The organism is Herbiconiux liangxiaofengii, assembly GCF_041927335.1.
GTDB lineage: Bacteria > Actinomycetota > Actinomycetes > Actinomycetales > Microbacteriaceae > Herbiconiux > Herbiconiux liangxiaofengii.
Window position 1 is genome coordinate 1 of sequence record NZ_JBHFHD010000013.1, and the last position, 25,510, is coordinate 25,510.

The 25,510-nt window shown below is 70.7% G+C and carries 25 protein-coding genes and 1 tRNA gene; 18 read left to right on the plus strand and 8 right to left on the minus strand.

Going from position 1 to position 25,510, the window contains the following annotated elements:
* Positions 1-35: 35 nt before the first annotated feature.
* Together ACEXOR_RS14260 and ACEXOR_RS14265 are read right to left on the minus strand one after the other, a co-directional pair.
* Positions 36-1,130 carry a class I adenylate-forming enzyme family protein gene (locus ACEXOR_RS14260; RefSeq protein WP_374850364.1) on the minus strand — a complete coding sequence of 365 codons (1,095 nt, stop codon included), beginning with the start codon at positions 1,128-1,130 and terminating at the stop codon, positions 36-38.
* 140 nt (positions 1,131-1,270) lie between these two features.
* Positions 1,271-1,909, minus strand: a complete 639-nt coding sequence (locus ACEXOR_RS14265) for an MBL fold metallo-hydrolase (RefSeq protein ID WP_374850365.1) — start codon at positions 1,907-1,909, stop codon at positions 1,271-1,273.
* 147 nt (positions 1,910-2,056) lie between these two features.
* Between ACEXOR_RS14265 and ACEXOR_RS14270 the strand changes: the two genes are divergently transcribed.
* From ACEXOR_RS14270 to ACEXOR_RS14285, 4 genes are all read left to right on the plus strand, one after another.
* Entirely contained in the window at positions 2,057-3,010 is a 954-nt protein-coding gene (locus tag ACEXOR_RS14270) for a diacylglycerol kinase family protein (RefSeq protein WP_374850366.1), read from the plus strand.
* Between the two features lie 102 nt (positions 3,011-3,112).
* Positions 3,113-3,188 (plus strand) — tRNA-Glu (locus ACEXOR_RS14275).
* 115 nt (positions 3,189-3,303) lie between these two features.
* A complete protein-coding gene (locus ACEXOR_RS14280; protein WP_374850367.1) occupies positions 3,304-3,516 on the plus strand; it encodes a hypothetical protein in 213 nt (70 codons plus the stop codon).
* Positions 3,517-3,665: 149 nt separating this feature from the next.
* Positions 3,666-4,223 carry a hypothetical protein gene (locus ACEXOR_RS14285; protein ID WP_374850368.1) on the plus strand — a complete coding sequence of 186 codons (558 nt, stop codon included), beginning with the start codon at positions 3,666-3,668 and terminating at the stop codon, positions 4,221-4,223.
* 21 nt (positions 4,224-4,244) lie between these two features.
* Here ACEXOR_RS14285 and ACEXOR_RS14290 read toward each other — a convergent pair whose 3' ends face one another.
* The 4 genes from ACEXOR_RS14290 to ACEXOR_RS14305 all read right to left on the minus strand — a co-directional run bounded on the left by ACEXOR_RS14290 (position 4,245) and on the right by ACEXOR_RS14305 (position 8,130).
* Positions 4,245-4,739: an FBP domain-containing protein gene (locus ACEXOR_RS14290; protein ID WP_374850369.1), complete on the minus strand. Its 495-nt coding sequence runs from the start codon at positions 4,737-4,739 to the stop codon at positions 4,245-4,247.
* Positions 4,740-4,808: 69 nt separating this feature from the next.
* Positions 4,809-5,042, minus strand: a complete 234-nt coding sequence (locus ACEXOR_RS14295) for a hypothetical protein (protein ID WP_374850370.1) — start codon at positions 5,040-5,042, stop codon at positions 4,809-4,811.
* Complete coding sequence (locus ACEXOR_RS14300; protein ID WP_374850371.1) at positions 5,042-6,208, minus strand: inorganic phosphate transporter; 1,167 nt, start codon at positions 6,206-6,208, stop codon at positions 5,042-5,044. The genes ACEXOR_RS14295 and ACEXOR_RS14300 overlap by 1 nt, the downstream gene beginning before the upstream one ends.
* A 128-nt stretch (positions 6,209-6,336) precedes the next feature.
* Positions 6,337-8,130 carry a glycoside hydrolase family 15 protein gene (locus ACEXOR_RS14305; RefSeq protein ID WP_374850372.1) on the minus strand — a complete coding sequence of 598 codons (1,794 nt, stop codon included), beginning with the start codon at positions 8,128-8,130 and terminating at the stop codon, positions 6,337-6,339.
* A gap of 159 nt (positions 8,131-8,289) precedes the next feature.
* On the opposite strand from ACEXOR_RS14305, the gene ACEXOR_RS14310 reads away from it, so the two are divergent.
* The 11 genes from ACEXOR_RS14310 to ACEXOR_RS14360 all read left to right on the plus strand — a co-directional run bounded on the left by ACEXOR_RS14310 (position 8,290) and on the right by ACEXOR_RS14360 (position 19,684).
* The gene (locus ACEXOR_RS14310; protein WP_374850373.1) at positions 8,290-9,015 is read left to right on the plus strand and encodes a M23 family metallopeptidase; all 726 of its coding nucleotides are present in this window, start codon (positions 8,290-8,292) and stop codon (positions 9,013-9,015) included.
* Between the two features lie 127 nt (positions 9,016-9,142).
* Positions 9,143-10,102 carry a DUF4097 family beta strand repeat-containing protein gene (locus ACEXOR_RS14315; protein ID WP_374850374.1) on the plus strand — a complete coding sequence of 320 codons (960 nt, stop codon included), beginning with the start codon at positions 9,143-9,145 and terminating at the stop codon, positions 10,100-10,102.
* Positions 10,099-10,773 carry a PadR family transcriptional regulator gene (locus ACEXOR_RS14320; protein ID WP_374850375.1) on the plus strand — a complete coding sequence of 225 codons (675 nt, stop codon included), beginning with the start codon at positions 10,099-10,101 and terminating at the stop codon, positions 10,771-10,773. Before ACEXOR_RS14315 ends, ACEXOR_RS14320 begins: the two co-directional genes overlap by 4 nt.
* A gap of 99 nt (positions 10,774-10,872) precedes the next feature.
* Entirely contained in the window at positions 10,873-11,883 is a 1,011-nt protein-coding gene (locus ACEXOR_RS14325) for a TerC family protein (RefSeq protein ID WP_374850376.1), read from the plus strand.
* Positions 11,884-12,003: 120 nt separating this feature from the next.
* Positions 12,004-13,020, plus strand: coding sequence for a hypothetical protein (locus ACEXOR_RS14330; RefSeq protein WP_374850377.1), 1,017 nt, complete (start codon positions 12,004-12,006; stop codon positions 13,018-13,020).
* Positions 13,021-13,201: 181 nt separating this feature from the next.
* Positions 13,202-14,692, plus strand: coding sequence for a 3-isopropylmalate dehydratase large subunit (gene leuC, locus ACEXOR_RS14335; RefSeq protein ID WP_374850378.1), 1,491 nt, complete (start codon positions 13,202-13,204; stop codon positions 14,690-14,692).
* A 1-nt stretch (position 14,693) separates the two neighbouring features.
* Positions 14,694-15,290: a 3-isopropylmalate dehydratase small subunit gene (gene leuD, locus ACEXOR_RS14340; protein ID WP_374850379.1), complete on the plus strand. Its 597-nt coding sequence runs from the start codon at positions 14,694-14,696 to the stop codon at positions 15,288-15,290.
* 70 nt (positions 15,291-15,360) lie between these two features.
* A complete protein-coding gene (murA, locus tag ACEXOR_RS14345) occupies positions 15,361-16,731 on the plus strand; it encodes a UDP-N-acetylglucosamine 1-carboxyvinyltransferase (RefSeq protein WP_374850380.1) in 1,371 nt (456 codons plus the stop codon).
* Between the two features lie 16 nt (positions 16,732-16,747).
* Positions 16,748-17,554 (plus strand): lysophospholipid acyltransferase family protein, encoded by an 807-nt coding sequence (locus ACEXOR_RS14350; RefSeq protein ID WP_374850381.1) that lies wholly within the window; start codon positions 16,748-16,750, stop codon positions 17,552-17,554.
* Positions 17,551-18,684 carry an NAD(P)H-dependent glycerol-3-phosphate dehydrogenase gene (locus ACEXOR_RS14355; protein ID WP_374850382.1) on the plus strand — a complete coding sequence of 378 codons (1,134 nt, stop codon included), beginning with the start codon at positions 17,551-17,553 and terminating at the stop codon, positions 18,682-18,684. The genes ACEXOR_RS14350 and ACEXOR_RS14355 overlap by 4 nt, the downstream gene beginning before the upstream one ends.
* Positions 18,596-19,684, plus strand: a complete 1,089-nt coding sequence (locus ACEXOR_RS14360) for a D-alanine--D-alanine ligase family protein (RefSeq protein ID WP_374850383.1) — start codon at positions 18,596-18,598, stop codon at positions 19,682-19,684. The genes ACEXOR_RS14355 and ACEXOR_RS14360 overlap by 89 nt, the downstream gene beginning before the upstream one ends.
* Before the next feature lie 46 nt (positions 19,685-19,730).
* On the opposite strand, the gene ACEXOR_RS14365 is transcribed toward ACEXOR_RS14360, so the two are convergent.
* Positions 19,731-20,303 carry a DUF3515 family protein gene (locus ACEXOR_RS14365; RefSeq protein WP_374850384.1) on the minus strand — a complete coding sequence of 191 codons (573 nt, stop codon included), beginning with the start codon at positions 20,301-20,303 and terminating at the stop codon, positions 19,731-19,733.
* A 24-nt stretch (positions 20,304-20,327) separates the two neighbouring features.
* Here ACEXOR_RS14365 and ACEXOR_RS14370 point away from each other — a divergent pair, with 24 nt between their 5' ends.
* Positions 20,328-21,419, plus strand: coding sequence for a thiamine-phosphate kinase (locus ACEXOR_RS14370; protein ID WP_374850386.1), 1,092 nt, complete (start codon positions 20,328-20,330; stop codon positions 21,417-21,419).
* 65 nt (positions 21,420-21,484) lie between these two features.
* On the opposite strand, the gene ACEXOR_RS14375 is transcribed toward ACEXOR_RS14370, so the two are convergent.
* On the minus strand, positions 21,485-22,081 hold the full coding sequence (locus tag ACEXOR_RS14375) for an RsmD family RNA methyltransferase (protein WP_374850387.1): 597 nt from the start codon (positions 22,079-22,081) through the stop codon (positions 21,485-21,487).
* 279 nt (positions 22,082-22,360) lie between these two features.
* On the opposite strand from ACEXOR_RS14375, the gene ACEXOR_RS14380 reads away from it, so the two are divergent.
* Entirely contained in the window at positions 22,361-24,637 is a 2,277-nt protein-coding gene (locus tag ACEXOR_RS14380; protein WP_374850401.1) for an ATP-dependent DNA helicase RecG, read from the plus strand.
* Between the two features lie 55 nt (positions 24,638-24,692).
* Positions 24,693-25,499: a hypothetical protein gene (locus ACEXOR_RS14385; RefSeq protein WP_374850388.1), complete on the plus strand. Its 807-nt coding sequence runs from the start codon at positions 24,693-24,695 to the stop codon at positions 25,497-25,499.
* The last annotated feature ends 11 nt before the right edge of the window (positions 25,500-25,510 follow it).

Consider the following 25,510-nt stretch of genomic DNA (forward strand, 5'->3'; position numbering starts at 1 on the left):
CCACCCCCCCCACCCGCGCCCTCGTCGAAACATCCCTAGCCGCCCCTCCCGCCCGCGGCCGGCAGCTCCTCGGGCCGGAGGTACGTGTTCCAGAACGCCTCGGTGGTTCCGTAGCCATTGGCGATGCGGCGGGTCAGCGTGCCCTGGTAGCGCAGTGCGGCCGCGCGATCCAGGGGCGCGCCCATGGTGACGATGCCCGAGAGCGACGAGAGTTCGCGGGGCGAGGCCTCCTGCGCGTCCGCCAGCCGTTCGAGGTTCGTGGGAGCGCCGATCACATAGGTGAGCCGGTGGCGCTCGATCAGGTCGAGCACGAGCGACGGCTCGAACTGCGGCAGGGTCACCACCTCGAAGCCGGCGTAGAACGCGGTGTTCGGCCCGGCGCAGTAGTTGCCGCCGCGGTGGAACCAGGGCGACATGTTCATCGTGCGGTCATCCGGCCCCAGCGGGAAGTGCATGATGGCGTCGTGCGCCGAGAGCACCTCGTTCAGGCTCGTCAGCGGAACCGCCTTCGGCATGCCCGTGGTGCCGGAGGTGTACAGGCGGGAGGTCTCGTCCCACACCGTCGCGCCCTCGGGTGCCCGGAAGCTCGGGGCACCGGCCACGAGCAGCTGCTCGAACCGGATCGCGCCCGGGAGGAGCCCAGCGCCTTCCCCGGCTGTGTCGGGTGCGGCGGTCTCCTCGCCCACCGCCACGAGCACGCGGGGCACGACCTCGGCGAGCTCGAGCGCCTGTGCCACCTCGGCCGCGAGGGAGGTCTCGTAGAAGAAGATCGCCGGGTCGGACTCGTTCAGGATGTGCGCGGTCTCGGCGGGCGCGAGCCGGAAGTTCATCGGAGACGACACGGCGCGGAGCCCCTGAGCGGCCACGTAGAGAAAAGCGAACTCGGGCCGGTTCACGAGCTGGTAGCCCACCACGTCGCCCACACCCACCCCGTGCTCGGCCAGGCCGGCCACGAGGGCGCCGGTCACCTCACCGAGCTCGCGATAGCTCCACGACCGGCCCGTGACGCTGTCGGTGATGGCGGTGCGCCGGGCGAAGCGATGGATGTTGCGTTCCACGCCCGAGGCCCACGTGAAGTGCTGCTCGAACACCTGTCGGAACGGTGCCGGATCGAAGTCGGTAGTGCCCATGCAGCTTGTTCTATCACCTGAACGAGCCACCACCGTCCCAGACGCCACAGGTGTCGAGTGACGCCTGCCGAGCGGGTCAGATGTCGAGGGTGTCGCCGGGCTGCAGCGCCACGTACTCCCCGCTGACTTGTCTGTCCGAGTCAGATGTCGAGCGTGTCGCCGGGCTGCAGCGCCACGAACTCCCCGCCCACCTGCTCGGTGGCCCACCGGATGCGGTCGGCCGCCATGGTCTTGCCCGCCACCGACAGCACCATCTCGTGCGTGGCGAAGGTGCGCTTCGGCTTCAGCGCCAGCACGTAGTCCATGGCCTCGGCGATCTTCAGCCAGGGCGCCCCCGCGGGTACGGCCACGAGGTCGGGTTCGACGCCCTCCGGCACGGCCCAGGAGTCACCGGGGTAGAAGAGCACGTCGTTCACCAGCACACCCAGGTTGTCGACCACCGGGATCGACGAGTGGATGACCGCGTGCCGCCCGCCGAAGAAGCGCAGCGAGAACGGGCCCGCCGTCACGCTGTCCCCGGCATCCACCCGTCGCACGCCGAAGCCCTCGGCGGCCAGCACCACACCCTCCGGCCCGAAGACCACGGCGTCGGGCGAGGCCTCCAGGATGCGCCGCAGCTGCTCCGGCGTCCAGTGGTCGGCGTGCTCGTGGGTGATCACCACGGCCACCGTGCCGGCCGCGTCGGTGATGGGGGTCGTGAACGATCCCGGATCGATGAAGAGCTTCTTGCCCGACTGCTCGAGGAGGAGGGCGGCGTGCTCGAATTTGGTCAGTCTCATGATGATCAGACTCAACACCCCGGCCCCGGCTTCTGCAACATCGGGGAGGATCAGCCCTGGCACCCGGCCCGGGCCGCTGCACCGTCTGGCATCACCGGCCCCGGCACCCGTGCCCGGATCGTGCGACGTCGGGGATAATCGGTCGTCATGGCCCCCCGAGAATTGCGCGTCGTCGTCGCGATCAACCCCAATGCCTCGTTCGGCGGCTCCCGCCACGTGGGCCCTGCCGTCGTGGCAGCTCTGCGCGAGGCCGGGCACGACGTGCTGCCGCTGAGCGCCCCCGACTACCCGGGTCTCGTGCGGGTGACCCGCGAGGCGCTCGCCGCCGGGGCGCCGAAACCGGTCGACGCCCTCGTGGTGGTGGGCGGTGACGGCATGGTGAACCTCGGCGTGAACCTCGTGGCCGGCACCGGGGTGCCGCTCGGCATCGTGCCGGCCGGCACGGGCAACGACTTCGCGTCGGGCCTCGGGCTGCCCACCGACGACACGGTCGCGGCGACCGCCGTGCTCGTCGACGCCTTGCAGCGCGAACCGCGCGTGATCGACGCCGCCCGGGTCACCGGCGTCGAACCCGACCCCGCGCTCCACGCCGACAGTCAGGGCGACGAGCCGTTCCGGTGGTTCGCGGGAGTTCTGTCGGCGGGGTTCGACGCCGCCGTGAACGAGCGGGCGAACCGGATGCGGCGCCCCCGGGGCGCCTCCCGCTACGTCATCGCCCTCATCGCCGAGCTGCTGGCCCTGAAGGTGCGGCGCTACGAGCTCGAGATCGACGGAGAACACCTCGAGGTGGCCTCGCCGTTGCTCTCGGTGGCGAACAACACCACCATCGGGGGAGGGATGCGCATCGCGCCCGACGCGCTGCTGGACGACGGTCTGCTGGACGTGTTCATCGTGAAGCCGGTGTCGCGCATCCGGTTCATCAGGTTGTTCCCGAGGGTGTTCTCGGGCACGCACTCCGACCTGCCGGTGGTGGAGTTCCGTCGCGCCCGACGCGTGCGGGTGCACTCGGAAGGCGTGGTGGGTTTCGCCGACGGGGAGCGCTTCGGCCCGCTGCCGCTCACCGTGGAGCTGGTTCCCGGCGCCCTCACGGTGCTCGTCTGAGCAGTCGGCGCGGAAGTCGGCGCGGAACTCGACACGCGGGTCGACGCGGAGCCGATTTGAGGGCACCCGGTTCGTATGGCATACTCGTGGAGTTGCAAAAACGGCCCCATCGTTTAGCGGCCTAGGACGTCGCCCTCTCACGGCGGTAACGCGGGTTCGAATCCCGCTGGGGTCACCACCATCCGAAAGCCTCCGGTTCACGCCGGAGGCTTTCTGTGTCTGAGGCCTTTTGTGTCGGAGGCTTTCTGCGTTTGTCGGGGTGCGCTGGGGCCTGCGCGGTGTTGACTGGGGCCATGAGCAACAGCGAAGCAAGCGACCGGCCCGACCTGAGCGACATCGAGTACCCCGACTACTCGGGCTACCCCGACGGTGAGGGTGTCGTGGGCAACGGCCCCACCACCGAGGCCGTGCCCTCGGGCGTCGACCCCACCATCGCCGACGAGCCGGAGGACGCCGACGCCGACGTGTCCACCAGCGAAGAGACCATCGTCGAGAACGACGGCTGAACCGCCCCCAGAACTAGGCACACCAGGCCCCCCGACGTCGACCGCTCACCTGCCGTCAACCTCCCCTTCACGCGTCAACCGTCTGCGCGACACCGCCCGCCCCGAACGTTGCCTCGCAGGCATCGGGGGGCGATCGAAGGGGGTGCGTCATGGCGGATTCAGCGCGCATCGTGTTCGTGTCGTTCGCCTCGCAGCGCGATCCTCTGCGGGAGTCCTGGCGGCGCTTCCGGGAAGCGGTCGCGCCGGCCACGGGCGCCGACCTCACCGGGGCGGGAAGGGCGCCCGGATCGGCGGCGCCCACCGCGGGAGGCGATCTGGCCGGCAGTGCGCGGGCGGCTGGTCATCCCTCGTCGTCTGGCGAGACATCCGGTGTCTGGCGACTGCTCGCCACGAACAACCGCGAGCTGTGCCGGGCGGCCTTCGTGTACCCCACCTTCGCGGGCGCCCGCGCGCACGTGCTCGCCCTGAGGGCCCGCGCCGACGAGCTCGAGACCGTGGCGATCGCCGGCCCCGCTCAGGGCAGCCGCGGCTGGTACCTCACGCTCGACGGAGCGATCGTGGCCACCTGCGGGCGCTGGTACGGAGCCTCCGCCGCCGGGGGAGAGGCCGCGGCGGCAGCACTCGAGGCCTTCGGTGAAGCGGTGATCGGCGACATCGCGCGCGACCTGTCGCCGCGCACCCGCAACCGGGCGCCTCGGGTCTGGTGACCGGCGGCCACCCGACCGCGCTCAGCTCGCGCGCAGCACGCTCTGCGTGAACGACGACAGCCGGGCCAGCAGCCCCTCGGCCCGGGTGGCGATCACGGCGTCGGGGTCGGGCTGCATCTCCGACTTCGGCGGCACGATGCGGATCAGGTTCGAGCAGCCCAGGTCGCTGCAGATGTACGTGCCCACGGTCGAGCCGTCGTACCCCGCCTGGCCTGCGCGCGGAGCGGTGAACAGGGTCACCTGACCGCCCGGTCGCGGAGTGCGGCAGAGGGTGCACATTGCCGAGACGCTCCGCCGGGTGTGTGATCCGGCGGCCTTCAGCAGCAGGCCGACGGGCTGCCCGTCGCGCCAGTACACGATGTAGCCGCGATGGATGGCGTGCACGTCGCGCCAGCCGAGGAACTCGCGGTCCTCCCACACGATCTCGTGCAACCCCGGAAGGGTCATCCGCTCGAGCTCGTGCTCGGTGATGTTCGTGAACGACTCGCGGATCTGTGCCTCGGTGAGTGCCTGCATCCGTTCGAGCTTAACCCCGACCGGGCCCGGGCGACCTGGTCAGTACAACTGCGTTCAGCGGAACAGCGGTCAGTGGAACTGCGGGATGATCAGCCACAGCCCGTAGAGCACCGCGGCCACGCCCACCGCGAAGCACAGGCCCGCCCCGATTGTCGCGGGCATCGATCGCTCCCGCGTGCTGGCCCCCGTCGACAGCAGCCGCAGCCCGAGGGCGTACGAGCCCACCACGAGCATGCTCGCCGCGAACGCCACGAGGAAGACCACCACGAAGGCGCCCCAGTTCACTCCCAGAAAGCTGTCCATCAGCGGGTCCCCTCTCCGGCGCCCACGGGCGCGTTCTCGGTGCTGCCGGCATCCGTCGGTTCGTCGTTCACGGTGTCGTGCGTCACCGGATGACGCCGCGCCAGCAGGTACAGCCCGATTCCGGCGGCCAGCGCCAGCACCACCACGATTACGAGGCCGAGCGTGCTGCTCGAGGCGGCCCAGGCGGCCAGACCGCCCACCAGGGCCGCGGCCGGCAGCGTCACCAGCCAGCCGGTGGCGATGCGCCCCACCACGCCCCAGTGCACCGAGGCGAGCTTCTTGCCGAGCCCGGCACCGATCACGGCGCCCGAGGTCACCTGCGTGGTCGACAGTGCGAAGCCGAGATGCGACGACACGAGGATGGTGGCCGCCGAGCTCGTCTCGGCCGCGAAGCCCTGGGGCGCCGCGATGTCGGTGATGCGCTTGCCGACGGTGCGCATGATGCGCCAGCCGCCGAGGTAGGTGCCGAGCGCGATGGCGAGGCCGCAGCTCAGGATGACCCAGAACTGCGGGCCCGAACCCGAATCCTGGTAGCCCGCCGCGATGAGCGTGAGCGTGATCACGCCCATGGTCTTCTGGGCGTCGTTCGTGCCGTGGGCGAGCGACACCAGTGAGGCCGAGATGGTCTGGCCGTGCCGGAAGCCGGCGTCGGAGCCGCGGGACTTCGCCTGCTGCGTGATGCGGTAGGCGGCGTAGGTGGCCATCAGGGCCACCACTCCGGCCACCACGGGCGAGAGGATGGCGGGCACCACCACGTTCGTGAGCACCACCGCGAAGTTCACCGAGCCGAAGCCGGCGCCGATCACCGCGGCGCCGATCAGCCCGCCGAAGAGCGCGTGCGTGGAGCTCGAGGGCAGCCCGAGGTACCAGGTGGTGAGGTTCCACAGCACCGCGCCCACGAGGCCCGCGAAGATCATGATCGGGGTGATCTCCACCCCGTTGTCGCCCTCGTTGATGATGCCGCCCGAGATGGTCTTCGCCACCTCGGTCGAGAGGAAGGCGCCCACGAGGTTGAGCACCGCCGAGATGGTCACGGCCACACGGGGTTTCAGGGCGCCGGTGGCCACCGAGGTCGCCATGGCGTTCGCGGTGTCGTGGAAGCCGTTGGTGAAGTCGAACACCAGGGCCACCACGACGACGAGCAGTACGGGTATGAGCACATCCATGCCCACTGTCCTACGCCCGTGGTGCGCGCTCCCGCGGTGTCACGGAGGTGAACTCTGGCCGAATGACCGGCGACGGCACGACGGGGGCGAGCGGGCCTCGCGGAACGGCGGTCTACCGGAACGGCGGCCTACCGGAACGGCGGCAGCCCCGCACTCGCCCGGTCGATGGCGTCGGCGGCACGCACGAGTGCCAGGTGCGAGAACGCCTGCGGGGTGTTGCCCACCTGGCGGTGCCCGTCGACGTCGTACTCCTCCGACAGCAGGCCCACGTCGTTCGACAGGCCCACCAGCCGGTCCATCAGGCGGGTCGCATCCTCGAGCCGGCCGGAGTGGGCGTACTGCTCCACCAGCCAGAACGAGCACGCGAGAAACGGATGCTCCCCGCCGGGGAGTCCGTCCACGCCCGTCTCAGGGCGGTAGCGCAGCAGCAGCCCGTCTCTCAGGAGGTCGTTCTCGATGGCGGCGACCGTGCCGAGCATCCGCGGGTCGTCGGCGTCGATGAACCCGATCTGCGACAGCAGCAGCAGCGAGGCGTCGACCTCGCTGGTGCCGTAGTGCTGGCGGAAGGAGTTGCGCTCGGCGTCGAAGCCCTCGGTCTCGATCTCGTGCCGCACCCGGTCGCGCAGCTCGGCCCATCGCTCCACCGGCCCGTCGAGCCCGTACTTCTGCACCGCCTCCACGCCGCACGCGAAGGCGGCCCAGATCATCGCGCGCGAGTGCGTGAAGGGCACCTGCGGCCCGCGGATCTCCCAGATGCCGTTGTCGGGCCGCTGCCAGCGCTCTTCGAGGAAGCCCAGCAGGGCGCGCTGCAGCGGCCAGGAGTACTCGTCCTCGTCGACACCGATGCGCCGGGCCTCGCGCAGCGCGATCATCAGCTCGCCGAAGATGTCGCCCTGGTACTGGTCGTAGGCCCCGTTGCCCACCCGCACCGGCGACGACCCGTTGTAGCCAGGCAGGCTGGTCAGTTCCGACTCGGTGAGCCGCCGCTCGCCCGCGAGCCCGTACATGGTCTGGATGTCGGCCGGGTCGCCCGCAATGGCCCGCAGCAGCCAGTGCCGCCAGTGGCCGGCCTCGTCCTCGTAGCCGTAGAGCATCAGGGCCGAGAGGGTGAGCGAGGCGTCGCGGATCCAGGTGTAGCGGTAGTCCCAGTTGCGCGGCCCGCCGAACTGCTCCGGCAGGCTCGTGGTGGCGGCGGCCACGATGCCGCCCGTGTCCTCGTGGGTCAATGCCCGCAGCACGAGCAGGGAGCGGCGAACCGCCTCGCGGTACGCGGTGGGCTGCTCGCCCGTGGAGGCCCACTCGCGCCACCAGGCGGTGGTGTCCTCGAGCTGCTCGTCGACGTCCAGCGGCCCGGGGGCCGGCCGGTGCGAGGGGTACCAGGTGAGCACGATGTCGACGGTCTCGCCGGTCTTCACCGTGAACACCGACTCGTGGAAGTGGTTCGTGGCGTGCATCGCCGGGCCGCGCACGATCACCGCATCCGGGCCAGCGATGCCGATCACGGCGTTCACGCCGTACTCGGGTGCCTGCCGCATCCAGGGCAGGGCGTCGGCGTAGTCGAAGCGGATGGCGAGTTCCTGCCGCATCCGCACCTCACCCGAGATGCCCCGGATGCGCCGGATGACGTCGGCGCGGCGATCCCCGTGCGGCATCAGGTCGGTCACCTCCACCACGCCCTCGGGCGTCTCCCAGCGCGTGACGAGCAGGAAGGTGTCGTCGAGGTAGCGGCGGGTCGACGTGGCCGCCTCGTGGGTGGGAGCGAGCAGCCACCGCCCGTGCTCCTCGGTTCCGAGCAGCGCGCCGAACGTCGACGGCGAGTCGAACCGCGGCAGACAGAGCCAGTCGATGCTGCCGGAGCTGCCGACCAGGGCCGCCGTGTGGCAGTCGCCGATCATCGCGTAGTCCTCGATGGGTAGAGCCATGTGCTGATTCTGCCCTGGCGTGGGCGGGTTCGCCCGCGGCCTGGCCGGTGGCGGGTGTGCGCCGGGCGGTTGTGCAGCGGTGCCTGCTGCGTGGACCGGGGCCGACGGGTGTGCGCCGGGCGGTTGTGCATCCGCGGCTGCCGATGAAGAATGGGTCGGATGAAGTATCAGGGGCCGGTTCTCGGCGTGCTCGCCATGACGGTCGTCTTCGGCGTCGCCGTCGCCACGAGTGTTCCGGCCGCCTCGCTCACCGCCCCCGGCTCGTTCGACGACCTGCAGTTCGACGTGGTCGCCGGCGCCCAGCAGTCGTTCGACTCCGGCACAGAGGCGGCGGGTGCGCTCGCCCGCGACGGCTACGTGGTGAACACGCCGACCCCCACCCCCACGCCGACTCCCAAGGCCGTCGCCGCGTCGTCGAACCAGGGCGGTTACGGCGGAGCGCAGTGCCAGGCGGGGTCGGATGCGGCGGTCGAGTCGACCGCGTTCTCGCGTGTCTACCCCGACGGCAACCGCAACTCCGACCTCTTCGGTCCCCGCGCCGAGGGCTTCCACAAGGGCGTGGACATGCTGAACGACCCCGGCGTGCCCGTGCATGCCATCGCCGACGGGGTGGTGATCGCGGCATCCGGAGACGGGGGCACGGGAGGGGTGTACATCTCGCTCGCCCACAAGGTTGGTGGGGTGGCCGTGTGCAGCATGTACATGCACTTCCAGGACGGGTCGCTGACGGCAGGCGTGGGCGACACGGTCGTCGCGGGGCAGGTCATCGGCCTCACCGGTCGCACGGGCAACGCCACCACCGAGCACACCCACTTCGAGATGTACGGGGCCGACGGGGTGCGCTACGACCCGATGCCCTTCCTCGCCGAGCACGGCATCGCCTGAGAGCGGGCTTCTGCCGCGCTCCCGATCCGCGTCGGCGAACTCGCGATATATCTTGACTCCTCGCCAAACGCGATATAACGTGTTTCTCGAGACGCGATACAGCGTGAGCGAGGAGTACACAGTGGCCATGGAGCAATGGGTCGTCAACGGCCCCAAAGTCATCGACGTCGAGCTGGTGCGCTCGGTCAAGGTGGGGCTGATCGGCGGTCAGGTCGACATCATCGGCCACGACGAACCGGGCGCCCGCATCGAGGTGCACTCGGTGAGCGGCAAAGACCTCAAGATCTCGATCGACGGCGACCGCCTCGAGATCGACCACCCGCAGCTGCGCTGGGACAACTTCATCGAGGTGTTCAAGTCGTGGCGGGGCAACGCGCGGGCCGACGTGAGCATCATGGTGCCGCGCGACGCTGCCTTGAAGTTCGGCGTCATCTCGGCTTCGGCGCTGATCAGCGGCCTGCGAACGGATGCGCGGGTCAGCACGGTCACCGGCGACGTCGTCATCGACGCGGTCGAGGGAGACCTCGACGTCAACACCGTCTCGGGCGAGGTGTCCATCCGCGACCACCGCGGCCTCGTGAAGGCCCACACGGTCTCCGGCGACATCGCGGCAGCGGGGGAGATCCGCCGGTTCTCCGCCGATGGCGTCTCGGGCGAGGTCTTCGTCGACACCACCGGCGTGCCCACCGCCATCGAGAACAACACCGTCTCGGGCGACATCACGGTGCGGCTCGACGCCGACACCGCGGCCCGGTACAACGTCAACTCGGTCTCGGGCACGCTGCAGCTGGGCCCCTCCACCATCACGGGGCTCCGGGGCGGCGGGTACAACGGGCACAGCGGCGAGCTCGACCGCACGTTCACCGAGTTCCGGGCGAACTCGGTGTCGGGCGACATCACGCTGCTCTTCCGCGAGGGGGAGCCGGTGGGAGCCCCGGCGGGGGAGTCCTCGGCGGGGGCCTCGGGCAAGTCCTCGGCCGGGTTCTCGGGTGAGGCCTCGGCCGAGTTCTCGGGCGGCGCCTCGGGCGGGGCCGGTGGCTCGGCGACCGATTCCGACGCCGGCTCCGAGGGGCAGGCCCCGGCATGAGCCCCGTGTTCGGTCACGGCCACCTCAGGCTGTACCTGCTGAGCCTGCTCGACGAGTCACCCAAGCACGGCTACGAACTCATCCAGGCGCTCTCCGACCGCTTCGGCGGAACCTACAGCCCAAGCGCCGGCACCATCTACCCCCGCCTGGCCAAGCTCGAAGAAGAGGGTCTGGTCTCCAAGGCGGCCGACGGCCGCAAGACCGTCTACGCCATCACCGACCAGGGCCGGGCCGAGCTCACCTCGCGTCGCGGCGAGCTCGACGACATCGAGGCCGAGCTCTCCGACTCGGTTCGCCGGCTGGCCGACGAGGTGCGCTCCGGCGTCGATCAGGCCATGCGCAGCCTCAAGGCCGAGCTGGCCTCCGCCAAGCGCGAGGCCGGGTCCGGTGCGGGTTCCGGCGCCGGTTCCGGCTCGTCGTCCAAGGCGGGCCGAGCGGATGCGCGGGCCGATTCCACCCGGGCTTCGGCAGGGCGCTCCGGCGGCGACCGGGCCGATTCCGCACTGGCGCTGCGCGAGGCCGATGCGGTTCTGAGCGAATTCCGTCAGCAGCTGCGGCTCGACCTGCGGAAGGCCTCGGCGGCGGGGATCGATCCCGCGTTGGTCGGCCGGCTGCGCGAACGCCTGGCGGCCCTGCGGCTCGAGGTGCGCGAGGAGCTCGGGGGCCGCTGACCCCGCAGCGGTGCGGTTGCCGTCCGGGCCCGCCCGGGAGAGACTTTCGGTCATCGTGCTGCCTGCGTGTTGTGGGAGCCGTCATGCCGAAAGGTCCCCGTGCTCCAACTCCCCGCGGCTTTCGAGATCAGCTCGCTCGTGGTTCTCGTGCTCATCCTGGCCGCCGACCTGCTCATCGCGGTCAAGCGACCGCACGTGCCCTCGTTCAAGGAGGCCACCCTGTGGGTGGTCTTCTACGTGGCACTCGCGCTGGTGTTCGCGGGCATCATGTTCGTGGTGGCGGGCGGCGAGCCGGCGGGGCAGTTCCTGGCCGGCTGGCTGACGGAGTACAGCCTGTCGATCGACAACCTGTTCGTCTTCGTCATCATCATGGCGCGCTTCAACGTGCCCCGGAAGTACCAGCAGGAAGCCCTGATGGTGGGCATCATCGTCGCTCTCGTGCTGCGGGGCGTCTTCATCGTGATCGGCGCCCAGCTGATCGAGTCGCTCAGCTGGATCTTCTACCTCTTCGGCGCCTTCCTGCTGTTCACGGCGTTCAAGCAGGCCTTCGGCACGCAGGACGAAGGCGACGGCGACGGCGAGAACGGCCTGGTCACCTTCCTGCGGAAACGCATGAACATCGCGCCCGACTTCGACGGCGCCAAGGTGCGCACGCGCATCGACGGCAAGACGATGTTCACACCGATGATCATCGTGTTCATCGCGCTGGGATCCACCGACCTGCTCTTCGCGCTGGACTCCATCCCGGCCATCTTCGGCATCACCCAGAGCCCGTTCATCGTGTTCACGGCGAACGTGTTCGCGTTGATGGGGCTGCGGCAGCTCTACTTCCTGCTCGGGGGGCTGCTCGAACGCCTCATTTACCTGCACTACGGCATCGCGTTCATCCTCGCGTTCATCGGCGTGAAGCTCGTCTTCCACGCCCTGCACGCCAACGAGGTGTTCTTCATCAACGGCGGGCAGCCCGTCGAGTGGATCCCCGAGATCGACACGTGGACCTCGCTCATCGTCATCATCGCCTCGATGGCGGTGGCCACGATCGCGTCGCTCATCGTGATGCGCCGCCGCGGCTCGTCGGTGCGCGCCACCCACCCCGACCCCGCCCCCTGACAAACCAGATCCGTCACTTTTGGCCCTAAATCCCCGCTTTTGGGGCGAAAAGTGACGGGTCTGGGCTTCTGGGGTTGTGGATAACCCAGGAGGGCACGTGGGGGAGCCGCAGCATGGAGCATGCCTCGTCGCGTGCAGCTGCCAGAACACCTTCTCGAGCACCCGTTCGCCGTGCACGACGGCACCCGCGCGGGCGTCTCCCCGAAGCGGATGCGCGGCAGCGATCTCTCGTCTCCCTACCCGGGCGTGCGCCGGTTCGGTGCGCCGCCCGACGGCCTGCTCGAGCGGTGCCGGGCCTACGCCCAGCGGATGTCGCACGATCAGCTCTTCTCCCACGGCACCGCTGCCCTGCTCTGGGGAATCCCTCTGCCCGACGAGTACGGGCTGCGCGAGATCCATGGGCGCCCCGAACGCGATCCGGCCATCCTCCACGTCGCATCGCTGAACGGCACCCGCCCGCGCGTGGCCGGCGTGCGGGGGCATGAACTCAGCGACCGCCGCATCCGGTGCGTGCTTCGACACGGGCTCAGGGTGACGGATGCGGCGAGCACCTGGGTGCACCTCGCCGCGTCGCTCACCCTCCCCGACCTCGTGGCGGCGGGTGACCACCTCGTGCTCACGCCGCGTTCCCGGCATCCCATCGAGCGCCGCCCGTTCTGCGGCGTCGACGACCTCGTGGCACGCCTGCGGAACGTCAGAGGCGGTGGCCACGTCAAGGCCGCACGGGCTCTGCACCTCATCCGCGACGGGGCGGAGTCGCGTCGGGAGACCCACCTCCGGCTGCAGCTGCTGGGGCACGGCCTTCCGGAACCCGACCTCCAGGGCGTCATCCTGGACGCTCACGGCCGGTTCGTCGCGCGAGGTGATCTGGTCTACCCGGCCTTCAAGGTGCTCGTCGAGTACGACGGCCAGCAGCACCGGGAGAGTTCGATGCAGTTCCACCACGACGTCGCGCGTCACGAGGCACTTCTCGCCGAGGGGTGGACGCACTTGCGCGCCGACCTCCACACCCCTCTCGCAGGACGCGACTCGGCACCGGCCCGAACCGAGCGCGCCCTCCGAGCCCGAGGCTGGAGCCCGGGAACCCCGGTTCCGTCACTTTCGGCCCCAAAACGTGGGTTTTCGGGCCAAAAGTGACGGAACTGGTCTTCCGGGAGACGGGTTGGCGCGCACGGTTGGGGGTGGGGGAGCGGTGGTACGATCGGGCCGTGCTGTTCGGTCGACTTCTCCTTCGTCGCCGCGACGAGTCCTAGTTTCCAGGCCTCACTCGTCGCGGAGTTCGTCGTCGGCTGACCCCCTACTTCCCGAAGGACATCGCATGAGCACCACATCATCGCCCGAGTCGCCTCACGAGACCACCCCGAGAGCAGCCGAACGGCCCCGCACCCTCGCCGAGAAGGTCTGGGACGACCATCTCGTCGTCAAGGGCGAGAACGGCAGCCCCGACCTGCTGTACATCGACCTGCACCTCGTGCACGAGGTCACGAGCCCCCAGGCCTTCGACGGCCTGCGCGCCGAGGGCCGCCCGGTGCGGCGCCCCGACCTCACCATCGCCACCGAAGACCACAACACCCCGACGCTGGCCATCGACAAGCCCATCGCCGACCTCACCAGCCGCACCCAGATCGACACCCTGCGCCGCAACGCGCAGGAGTTCGGCATCCGGCTGCACTCGCTCGGCGACGTCGAGCAGGGCATCGTGCACGTGGTCGGCCCGCAGCTCGGCCTCACCATGCCCGGCATCACGGTGGTGTGCGGCGACAGCCACACCAGCACCCACGGCGCGTTCGGCGCCATGGCGTTCGGCATCGGCACGAGCGAGGTCGAGCACGTGCTCGCCACGCAGACCCTGCCGCTGAAGCCCTTCAAGACGATGGCCATCACGGTCGAGGGCACGCTCCGACCCGGTGTCACCGCGAAGGACATCATCCTCGCCGTGATCGCCAAGATCGGCACCGGCGGCGGCCAGGGCTACGTGCTCGAGTACCGCGGCAGCGCCATCCGGAGCCTGTCGATGGATGGCCGTATGACCATCTGCAACATGTCGATCGAGGCGGGCGCCCGGGCCGGCATGGTCGCCCCCGACGACATCACCTTCGACTACCTCAAGGGCCGCCCGCACGCCCCGGACGGCGAGGACTGGGACGCCGCCGTCGAGTACTGGCGCACCCTCAAGACCGACGACGACGCCGTGTTCGACGCCGAGGTCTTCCTCGACGCCGACACGCTCGAACCCTTCGTCACCTGGGGCACCAACCCCGGCCAGGGCGTCTCGCTGAACGAGCGCGTGCCCGACCCGTCGACCATCGTCGACCCGAACGAGCGCGCCAGCGCCGAGCGGGCCCTCGAGTACATGGACCTCGTCGCCGGCACCCCGCTCAAGGAGGTCAAGGTCGACGCGGTCTTCATGGGCTCCTGCACCAACAGCCGCATCGAAGACCTGCGGGCCTTCGCCGAGATCATCAAGGGCCAGAAGAAGGCGGATGGCGTGCGCGTCATGGTGGTGCCCGGCAGCGCGCGCGTGCGCATCGAGGCGGAAGCCGAGGGCATCGACAAGATCGTCGAGGCGTTCGGCGCCGAGTGGCGGTTCGCCGGCTGTTCGATGTGCCTGGGCATGAACCCCGATCAGCTCGCTCCCGGCGAGCGGTGCGCGAGCACGAGCAACCGCAACTTCGAGGGCCGGCAGGGCAAGGGCGGGCGCACCCATCTGGTGTCGCCGATCGTGGCGGCGGCCACGGCCATCCGGGGCACGCTCTCGAGCGTCTCCGACCTCTCCGAACCCGCACAGCGCGAAACGGTAGGTGCCTGACATGGACAAGATCGACATCCTCACCGGGGTCGCGGTGCCGCTGAAGCGTGCCAACGTCGACACCGACCAGATCATCCCCGCGGTGTACCTCAAGCGCGTCACCAAGACCGGCTTCGAAGACGCCCTCTTCGCCGGATGGCGCAGCGACCCCGAATTCGTGCTCAACCGGCCCGAGTACCAGAACGCCCGCGTGCTCATCGCGGGCCCCGACTTCGGCACCGGCTCCAGCCGCGAGCACGCGGTCTGGGCCCTGCGCGACTTCGGCTTCACGGCCGTGCTGAGCGCCCGTTTCGGCGACATCTTCCGGGGCAACTCGGGCAAGCAGGGCCTGCTCACCGGGCAGGTCGACGAGGCCGACATCGAGCGTCTCTGGGCGGCCGTCGAGGCCCAGCCCGGAGTGGAGATCACGGTCGACCTGGTGGCGCGAACCGCCGCCATCGGCGACCTCACAGTCAGCTTCGCCATCGACGATTACACTCGGTGGAGGCTGCTCGAAGGTCTGGATGACATCGGACTGACGCTTCGCGACGAAGAGGCGATCACGGAATTCGAGGGCCGCCGGGAGAGTTGGAGACCTCGAACCCTCCCGGTCCGATAGCCTCGGGCGCCGCCACGACAGGCGACCGGGAGCGACAGATCGTCAAACCCAGACAGTGCAGGTGATGTAAGTGAACAGTCTCGTCCAGGATGCTCGAAACGCAGCCGAGCGAGTCGGACTGAAGTCCGACACGATCGTGATCAACGGCGGCCGTCCGCTTCGCGGCACGATCGACGTGCGCGGGGCGAAGAACCTCGTCACCAAGGCGATGGTCGCCTCTCTGCTCGGCGACACCACGAGCACCCTCCGGGATGTCCCCGACATCAGCGACGTGCACGTGGTCTCGAGCCTGCTCGAGATCCACGGCGTCAAGATCACCGGCTCCGCCTCCACGGGTGTGCTGCAGCTCGACCCCACCAATGTGGCCACGGCCACCAGCGCCGAGATCGACGCCCTCTCGGGGTCGTCGCGCATCCCGATTCTGTTCTGCGGCCCGCTGCTGCACCGTCTCGGTCACGCCTTCATCCCCGACCTCGGCGGCTGCCGGATCGGCGACCGCCCGATCGACTTCCACCTGGATGCGCTGCGGGCGTTCGGCGCCGTCGTCGACAAGCTCCCGAGCGGCATCAACATCACTGCGCCCAACGGGCTGCGCGGAGCGAACATCGAGCTGCCCTACCCGAGTGTGGGCGCCACCGAGCAGGTTCTGCTCACCGGTGTGCGCGCCAAGGGCACCACCGAGCTGAAGAACGCAGCGATCGAGCCCGAGATCATGGATCTCATCGCCGTGCTGCAGAAGATGGGCGCGATCATCTCGGTCGAGCCGAACCGCACCATCTTCATCGAGGGCGTCGACTCGCTCAACGGCTACAACCACCGTGCCCTGTTCGACCGCAACGAGGCCGCGTCCTGGGCCTCCGCCGCGCTCGCCACGGGCGGCTCGATCTTCACCACGGGCGCCAAGCAGTCCGAGATGATGACCTTCCTCAACGTGTTCCGCAAGATCGGCGGCGCGTTCGACATCGAGGAGGAGGGCATCCGCTTCTACCACCCCGGTGGCGAGCTCAAGCCCGTGGTGATCGAGACGGATGTGCACCCCGGCTTCATGACCGACTGGCAGCAGCCGCTCATCGTCGCCCTCACCCAGGCCCACGGCACCTCGATCGTGCACGAGACGGTGTACGAGAACCGCTTCGGCTTCACGGAGGCGCTGATCAAGATGGGTGCCGACATCGAGGTGCACAACGACGGCCTGGCCGACCCGAACCGCCGCGTTCCGCGCCGCGCGCTCGAGCAGGCAGCCGTCATCACCGGCCCGACGCCGCTGCACGGCGCCGAGCTCGAGGTGCCCGACCTCCGCGGTGGCTTCAGCCACCTCATCGCCGCCCTCGTGGCGCAGGGCCAGTCGTCGGTGAGCAACGTGGGCCTCATCGCCCGCGGCTACGGCGACTTCGTGGGCAAGCTGGAGAAGCTCGGAGCCGACTTCTACTTCGCCGAGTAGGGGCGGTCTCGTCGACATGGCAGCGGAGCCCGACAGCAGCACGACCGGCACCTCGGTGACCAGGGCCGGCAGCGAGAAGACCCCGGCGTTCCGGGTGGCCGCGGCCGCCGTGGTGCCGCTGCTGTCGGCGATCGTGAAGGTCGATCAGCGGGGCACCGATCACCTGCCGGCCGAGGGCTCGTTCGTGCTGTGCCCGAACCACTACTCCAACTTCGATCCGGTGGTCGTCGCCTGGGGCGTGTGGAAGCTCCAGCGGGCACCGCGGTTCTTGGCCAAGGCATCGCTCTTCCGGGTTCCGGTGGTGGGCTGGGCGCTGCGCATGATCGGTCAGATCCCGGTCGAACGCGCGGCCGGCTCCAATCGCGACAACGGCCCGATGTCGGCCGCCGGCCAGCTCGTGGAGCACGGCCAGGGCGTCATCGTCTACCCCGAGGGAACGCTCACGCGCGACCCCGGCATGTGGCCGATGCGCGGCAAGACCGGTGCGGTGCGGCTCGCGCTCGAGCACGGCATCCCGCTCATCCCGTCGGCCCACTGGGGAGTGCAGGCCATCCTGCCGCGCTACTCGAAGAAGCTGAGCCTGTTCCCGCGCAAGACGGTGCGCATCCTGTACGGGCCGCCCGTCGATCTCGACGACCTGCGCGGCCACCCCCTCGACCAGAAGACCCTCCAGGAGGCGACCGCTCGCGTGATGACAGCGATCACAGCACTGCTCGAAGACCTCCGCGGTGAGCAGGCTCCCGCGGAGCGCTGGAATCCGGCGGCGCACAACCAGAGCCAGTTCGGCCGCATCGCCGACGGCCGCCGCGAGGCCGCCGAGTGAGCCGCTCTCCCCGCGCGGCCGCCGTTCCCCGGCCGCGCGTCACGGTGCTGGGCGCCGGCAGCTGGGGCACCACGTTCTCGAAGGTGCTCGCCGACGCCGGTTCCGACGTCACGCTGTGGGCCAGGCGGCCGGAGCTGGCCAAGGAGATCCGCGAGGCCAAGCGCAACAGCGACTACCTGCCCGGCGTGAACCTTCCCGCAAGCCTCACGGCCACGTCCGACGTGGCGAAGGCGTTGGCCGAGGCGCAGTTCGTGTTCGTCTCGGTGCCGAGCCAGTCGCTGCGCGGCAACCTGGTGGAGATCAGGTCGCTCATCCCCGACGGCATCCCGGTGACGAGCCTGATGAAGGGCGTCGAGAAGGGCACGGGCCTGCGCATGAGCGAGGTGCTGGAGACCGTGCTCGAGATCGATCCCGCCCGCATCGCCGTGGCCTCCGGGCCGAACCTCGCCCTCGAGATCGCCAAGGAGCAGCCGACGGCGGCCGTGGTGGCGTCGTCGAGCCTCGAGACCGCCGAGCGGGTGGCGATGCTGGCCACGAACCGCTACTTCCGCTCGTACGTCAACACCGACGTGATCGGCACCGAGTTCGGCGGTGTGCTGAAGAACCTCATCGCCGTGGCCATCGGCATCGTCGACGGCGTCGGCTACGGCGAGAACACGAAGGCCTCGATCATCACCCGGGGTCTCGTGGAGATGACCGATTTCGCGGTGGCCTACGGCGGGCATCCGGAGACCCTCTCGGGTCTCGCGGGGCTCGGCGACCTGATCGCCACGAGCGGCTCGTCGCTCTCGCGCAACAACACCGCCGGCCGGCTGCTGGGGCAGGGCTACAGCTTCGCCGACGTGGTGAAGTCGATGCAGCAGACCGCAGAGGGCCTGGCCTCCGTCGCCCCCGTGCTGACGCTGGCCGAGGCCAAGGGCGTGGACATGCCGATCGTGCGGCAGGTGAGCGCGGTGCTCGCCGGTACGCTCGATCCGCGGGACATCGCACCCCACCTGACCACCGATGACGACACCGGCCCTCAGGGCGAAAGGACACTCGATGCCAAGCAAGACCAGGGTGGCGGTGCTGTTCGGCGGGCGCTCCAGCGAGCATTCGATCAGCTGCGCCACGGCCGGCGGGGTGCTTGAGGCGATCGACCGCTCGCGCTTCGACGTGATCCCGGTGGGCATCACCCGCGAGGGTGCGTTCGTGCTCGAAGCCGACGAACCCGCGAAGTTCGCACTCGACCCGTCGAACCTGCCGCAGGTGGCCGACAACGGCACGCGCATCCTGTGGCCGGCGTCGACCGCGTCGCGAGAGCTCTCGGTGCGGCGAACGGATGGCTCGGTCGACTCGCTCGGCGAGGTCGACGTGGTGTTCCCCATCCTGCACGGGCCCTACGGCGAAGACGGCACCGTTCAGGGCCTGCTCGAGCTGGTCGGCCTGCCCTACGTGGGCTCGGGCGTGCTCGCCTCGTCGCTCGGCATGGACAAGCACTTCACCAAGACGGTTCTGCAGGGCGCGGGCATCGCCGTGGCACCCTGGCAGACCGTGACGGCGCACCAGTGGGCCACCTCGCCCGAGACCGTCGAGACGTCGGCCGAGGCGCTCGGGCTGCCGCTGTTCGTGAAGCCGGCGCGGGCCGGCTCGTCGGTGGGGGTGTCGAAGGTGACGAGCCCGGATGCGCTGGGTGCGGCCATCGAGACCGCCCTGCGCGAGGACTCCCGGGTGCTGATCGAGTCGGCGGTGGTGGGCCGCGAGGTCGAGTGCGGAGTGCTCGGCGGGCGTTCCGGCGGAGCGCCGCGGGTTTCGGTGGCGGGCGAGATCGTGATGACGGGCCGCGACTTCTACGACTTCGACGCCAAGTACCTCGATGCTCCCGGTGTCGAGCTCGTGTGCCCGGCCGCGCTGACGGAGGCGGAGCTGGCCGAGATGCAGGAGCTCGCCGCGCGCGCGTTCACGGCGATCGACGGAGCCGGGCTGGCGCGGGTGGACTTCTTCCTCACCCCCGACGGATTCGTGGTGAACGAGCTCAACACCATGCCGGGCTTCACGCCCATCTCGATGTTCCCGAAGTGCTGGATCGCGTCGGGGCTGAGCTACCCCGAGCTCATCGACGAGCTGATCGACCTGGCGCTCGGCGCCTGAGCGCGAGTCGGTTCGACGCCTGGGCGCCGCTGGGCGTGCTGGGCCGCTACGGTGTCGGGGCAGGCGTCGGCGTGGCCGTGCCGAGCACGTCGTTCGCGTCGATGCACTGATCGGTCTGCGGAATCGACGACACGGCCGCCCTCAGGTCGTCGAGCGCGCTCGTGCCGCCCACCACGTCGTAGTCGAGCACGACCTCCACGGCCGGCGTGCGCCCGTAGGTGGTGAACACGTAGGTGGGGTCGTTGGAGTTGTCCACGATCCAGTCGACGCCGTTCACGTTGGCGCAGGGCAGCGAGGTGGGCCCCGACACCGGCACGCCGCAGTGCAGCAGAACGGATGCCGGGTCGCCCCACGCGCCCGTGCCCTGAGCGTCGGTGGTACGGCGCTGCTGGTCGGCCACGGTGTCGGGCAGGCGCACGATCACGTCGGCGCACGAGGGGTCGGTGGCGTCGGCCGCGGGCTCGAGGCTCACGGTCGCGGCGCAGCCCGAGAGCGCGATGCCGGATGCCGCGGCGGTGAGCAGCAGCATCGCGAGCCGGCGGGGTCTGGTGCGGCGCCGGGAGGGCGCGTGCCCGTCGGCGGCGGCGCGGTCACGGGCGGGGGTCGGGGCGTGGGTCATCGCTGTTCAGGCTACCGTTGGCAGGTGGCCTCCGACTTCGGTTTACCTGCGAACGAGCACTCCGAGACCCTCGCGGGGGTCGGTGAGGGCGAGGTGCTGCGCCGCATCTTCCCGCGGTTGCCGCACGCCGACGCCGAGCTGCTCGGCCCGGGCGACGACGCCGCGGTGGTGGCGGCCCCCGACGGGCGCTACGTGGTGACCACCGACCTGATGGTGCACGGCCCCGACTTCCGCTCGGCCTGGTCGAGCGCCCACGACCTCGGCTGGAAGGCCGCGATGACCAACCTCGCCGACGTCGCGGCCATGGGGGCCCGGCCGACGGCCCTCGTGGTGGGGCTGGCAGCGCAGCTGGACACCCCGGTCGACGTGCTGCTCGGCATCGCCGACGGCCTCCGCGACGCCTGCGCACTCGCGTGGCCCGGATGCGGCGTGGTGGGCGGAGACCTGTCGGTGTCGCCGGCGCTGATGATCTCGGTGACCGCGTTCGGCGACCTCGAGGGCCGGCCGCCGGTGACGCGCTCGGGAGCCCGGCCGGGCGACCAGCTCGCGGTGGCGGGCGACCTCGGGCGCGCGGGCGCCGGGCTGTGGCTGCTGTTCCGCGACGGTGTGAGCACGGCCGGGCACACCTCCGGAATCGATCCAGTACCCGGTGAGCCCGATGCCGAGCTCGGCGCCGCGGTGCGCGCCGGGCATCCGGCGCTGGTCGACGCGCAGCTGGCCCCGGTGGCGCCGATCGCGCTGGGCGTGCCCGCCGCCGAGGGCGGGGCGACCGCCATGCTCGACGTGTCCGACGGTCTGGTGCTCGACGCCCGCCGTCTCGCGCAGGCCAGCGGATGCACCGTGCAGCTCGATCCCGCGGCCGTCGACCGCGAGGCGCAGCTGCTCCGCGAGCTCGATCCCGTGGTGGGCGACCGGGCCGCCCGCTTCGTGCTCGCCGGCGGCGAGGACCACGCGCTGCTGGCCGCGTTCCCCGCGGGCCCGCTGCCCGAGGGGTTCCGCCGGATCGGCTCGGTGCGAGCGGTCGACGGCGCTGCCGACGTGCTGATCGGCGACCACCCCTTCGACGATCGCGGCGGCTGGGACCCCTACGCCGACTGGGACGGCAACGCCGGCTGAACCGGCGAGGCCGGGTGACCGTCAGAGCACCGTCTCGCCGTGCGGGCCGTCAGGCGCTCAGGTTGTCAGGCGCTCGGCGCCGGCTGAACCGGCGAGGCCCACCAGAGCACCGTCTCGCCGTACGACTTCGAGCGGTCGAGCTCGAGACCGCGCGGCCAGTCCGGCTCGGGGGAGCGGCTGCTGCGTTCGACGAGCACGGTGGCGTCGGCGTCCAGCAGCGGTACGAGGGCCGACAGGGTCTCGGCCAGCTCGGCGTCGGGCAGGTCGTACGGCGGATCGATGAACACCACGTCGTAGCCCGCCCCGGCGACGGGCTGCTCGGCTCGCAACCGGGGGAGCACGGCCTGCACGACGACCTCGACGCGGGGGCGTGCATCCCGGGCCGCCGCCGCCGTGACCTTCGCGGCGTTCTGCTTCGCGATGCGCGCGGCCGCCGCGTTCTTCTCCACCAGCACCGCATGGGCGGCACCGCGGCTCACGGCCTCGAGCGCGAGCGCGCCCGAACCGGCGTAGAGGTCGAGCACCACCAGTCCGTGCAGGCCGCCGCGCGCCTCGAGGGCCGAGAAGATCGCCTCGCGAACACGGTCGCTCGTGGGCCGGGTGCCCGTGCGGGGCACCGCGAGGGCGAGCGATCCGGCGAACCCGGCGATGATGCGTGTCACGCAGAGCACTGTACAGCGCACGCGCCTGGCCGGTGGGCAGGCGAGGGCGAACGGATGCGGCACGGCCGGCGGGCCGCGGTGTCGGGTGCGCCGCCTAGACTTCGGTGCATGAGCGGCACCACCTCCGGCAGCGGCACCCCCGCGGCTCGACAGGCTGCCTCCGTGCGGGCTGCCGCTGTGTGGAATGCCTCGGTGCCGACTGCATCTGTGCCTGCTGCCTCGGTGCCGACTGCATCTGTGCCTGCCGCATCCGGTGCTGTGCCGCCCCCGCCCGCGGTGCTGACGGCCGCGGGCGATGCCCTCGACGCCAAGCTCGCCGGTGTGCTCGGCGGCCGCACCGCCACCGCCCTCGAGAAGGCCTTCGGCATCCGCTCGGTCGGCGACCTGCTGAACCACTACCCCCGCCGCTACGCCAAACGCGGCGAGCTCACCGCCATCGACAAGCTGCCGCTCGACGAGAACGTCACCATCGTGGCCGAGGTGCGCGACGTGCGCGAGCGGCCCATGCGCGCCCGCCGCGGCAGCCTGCTCGAGGTCTCCATCAGCGACGGCCAGGGCTTCATCTCGCTCACCTTCTTCAACCAGGCCTGGCGGGCCCGCGAACTCCGCCCGGGCGTGCGGGGTATCTTCGCCGGCAAGGTCTCCAACTACCGAGGCGCCCTGCAGCTCGCGCATCCCAACTACGAGCTCTTCACCGACACCCGGGGCCTCGGTGCCGACGCCCTCGGTGCCGATGCCCTCGGTGCCGACGCCCTCGACGCGCTCGGCGACTCACTCACCGACCCGAGCGCGCTCGACGACGCCGAGGCCAAGCGCTGGGCCGAGATGCCCATCCCCATCTACCCGGCCACGGCATCCGTGGCCAGCTGGCAGGTGGCCAACTCGGTCGCCATCGTGCTCGACGCGGTGAAGGGCCAGATCCTCGACCCGGTTCCGGATGCGGTGCGTGACCAGCGCCGGCTGCTCCCGGTCGGGCGCGCCTTCGAGCTCATCCACCGCCCGCAGAAAGACGCCGACTACATGCGGGCGCGGGACACCCTGCGGTTCCAGGAGGCGTTCGTGCTGCAGACGGCGCTGGTGAGCCAGCGGCGGGCGGCGCACGCCGTGAAGACCACCCCGCGCATCCCGAAGCCGGGCGGCTACCTCGAGCGCTTCGATGCCGCGCTGCCGTTCCGGCTCACCGCCGACCAGCAGCTCGTGGGCTCCGAGATCGCGCGCGACCTGGCGGGCGAGGTGCCGATGATGCGGCTGCTGCAGGGCGAAGTGGGCTCGGGCAAGACGCTCGTGGCGGTGCGCGCGATGCTCGCCGTCGCCGACTCGGGCGGCCAGTCGGCGCTCCTCGCCCCCACGGAGGTGCTCGCCGCGCAGCACCTGCGCTCCATCGTGAAGGTGCTCGGCCCCGACCTCGCCGCCGAGCTCGTGCCCACCCTGCACACCGGCCAGCTCAGTACGGCCGAGCGCAAGAAGGCACTGCCCAGGATGGTGTCGGGTCAGGCGAAGCTCGTCGTGGGCACGCACGCGCTGCTGAGCGACGTGGTGCAGTTCTACGACCTCGGTTTCGTGGTGGTCGACGAGCAGCACCGCTTCGGCGTGGAACAGCGCGACACCCTGCGGCAGAAGGGTGCCACGCCGCCGCACGTGCTCGTGATGACGGCCACACCCATCCCGCGCACGGTGGCGATGACGGTGTTCGGCGACCTCGACGTGTCGACCATCACGGAGCTGCCGTCCGGCCGCAAGGGCATCGAGAGCTTCAGCGTGCCGCTGGCCGAGAAGCCGGGCTGGGCGGGCCGCATCTGGGCCAGGGTGGCCGAAGAACTGGCTCAGGGCCGGCAGGCGTTCGTGGTGTGCCCGGCCATCGATCCGGCCGATCCGGTCGAGCCCGCCGATCCGGCCGACGGTGCGGGGCTCGCCGGCGATCCCGGTGCACCCGCGCGGCCGCCCAAGGCGACCGTCGTCGACACCCTGGCGCAGCTGCAGGCGCTGCCCGCGCTCTCGGGCTACCGCATCCGGTCTCTGCACGGCCGCATGCCGAGCGAGGAGAAGGACGCCATCATGCGGGCCTTCGCCGAACAGCAGATCGATGTGCTGGTGGCGACCACCGTCATCGAGGTGGGGGTCGACGTGCCCAACGCCTCCACCATGGTGGTGCTCGACGCCGACCGGTTCGGGGTGAGCCAGCTGCACCAGCTGCGCGGCCGCGTGGGCCGGGGCGGCGTGCCGGGCCTGTGCCTCCTGGTCACCTCGGCCGAGCCCGACTCGCCGGCGCGGGAGCGGGTCGACGCCGTGGCCGCCACCCTCGACGGCTTCGAGCTCGCCGAGATCGACCTCGAGCTCCGCCGGGAGGGCGACGTGCTCGGCAGCCTGCAGGCGGGCGGGCGGTCCTCGCTCCGGCTGTTGCGGGTGGTCAAAGATGCCGACGTGATCCAGGATGCGCGAGCGGTGGCCTTCGAGATCATCGACGCCGATCCGGCGCTCGCGTCGCACCCCGCCATCCGCGGCGCGTTCGAACGGCGGCTGCGCGAGAGCGAACGCGAGTTCCTCGCGAAGAACTGATTGCGTATCCGCCCGGGTGGGCGCAGAGTGGAGCGCACAGGAGACGAGGTGGCTCATGGACATCACTGCATCGACCCTCACCAAGCGTGCGAAGAACGCGCTGGCCCGAACCCCGCTGGCCGGGCGCGCCCGCAATCGCGCCGAGTTGCATCCCGACGTCGTGCCCGTGCTCTCGGCCGGCAAGCACCGGTCGGCGCGCTCGGGCGCGTGCTTCATGGAGTTCGCCTCCTTCCTCGCCGGTGAGACCTGGAGCGATCACCCCGCCTGCACGCATCCGGGGCTCGCCCAGCTCGCCCGTGCCGTCAACGACATGAGCTCGGATCACGGTCGCAACCGGCTCGCCGTGCTCATCCCCTCGGTGATCGAGCTGAACAGCGACGACCCACGGCTCGAGCTCGTGCTCGCCGTGCGGGCTGTGACGGTCGCCCTCCGCGATGCGCCGATCGACCGCCAGCACGCGCTCGCCGTGGGCGGCATCGTGTGTCAGGATGCGCTGCACCGCCTGGGCGGAGCGGGCGCGATCGAGCTCGACGGCCCGTTCGCCGAGGCACTGGCGTCGGCCCCGGAGGCCGAGCGCTGGGCGCGCCGGTTCCTCGGCCGCAACGAGCGGTGGAGCCGGGCCGAGATCACGCCCCGGCAGGCCCACACCACCATCGCGATGGCGGTCGACGGGGTGCGCTCGGCGTGCGCTCCGTATCCCGACGAACGGCTGCACGCGATGCTCGCCGACGGCATCGAGGTGTGCGAGCGGTTCATCGCGCAGCAGGGCGCGGCGGATGCGACGGCCGGGCCGGCCCCGCGCGTCGCCTCCTCCGGTTCCACCGCCTCCACCACCGGCGGGCGGGTGGCGCAGCCCGCGTAACGTCGTGGAAA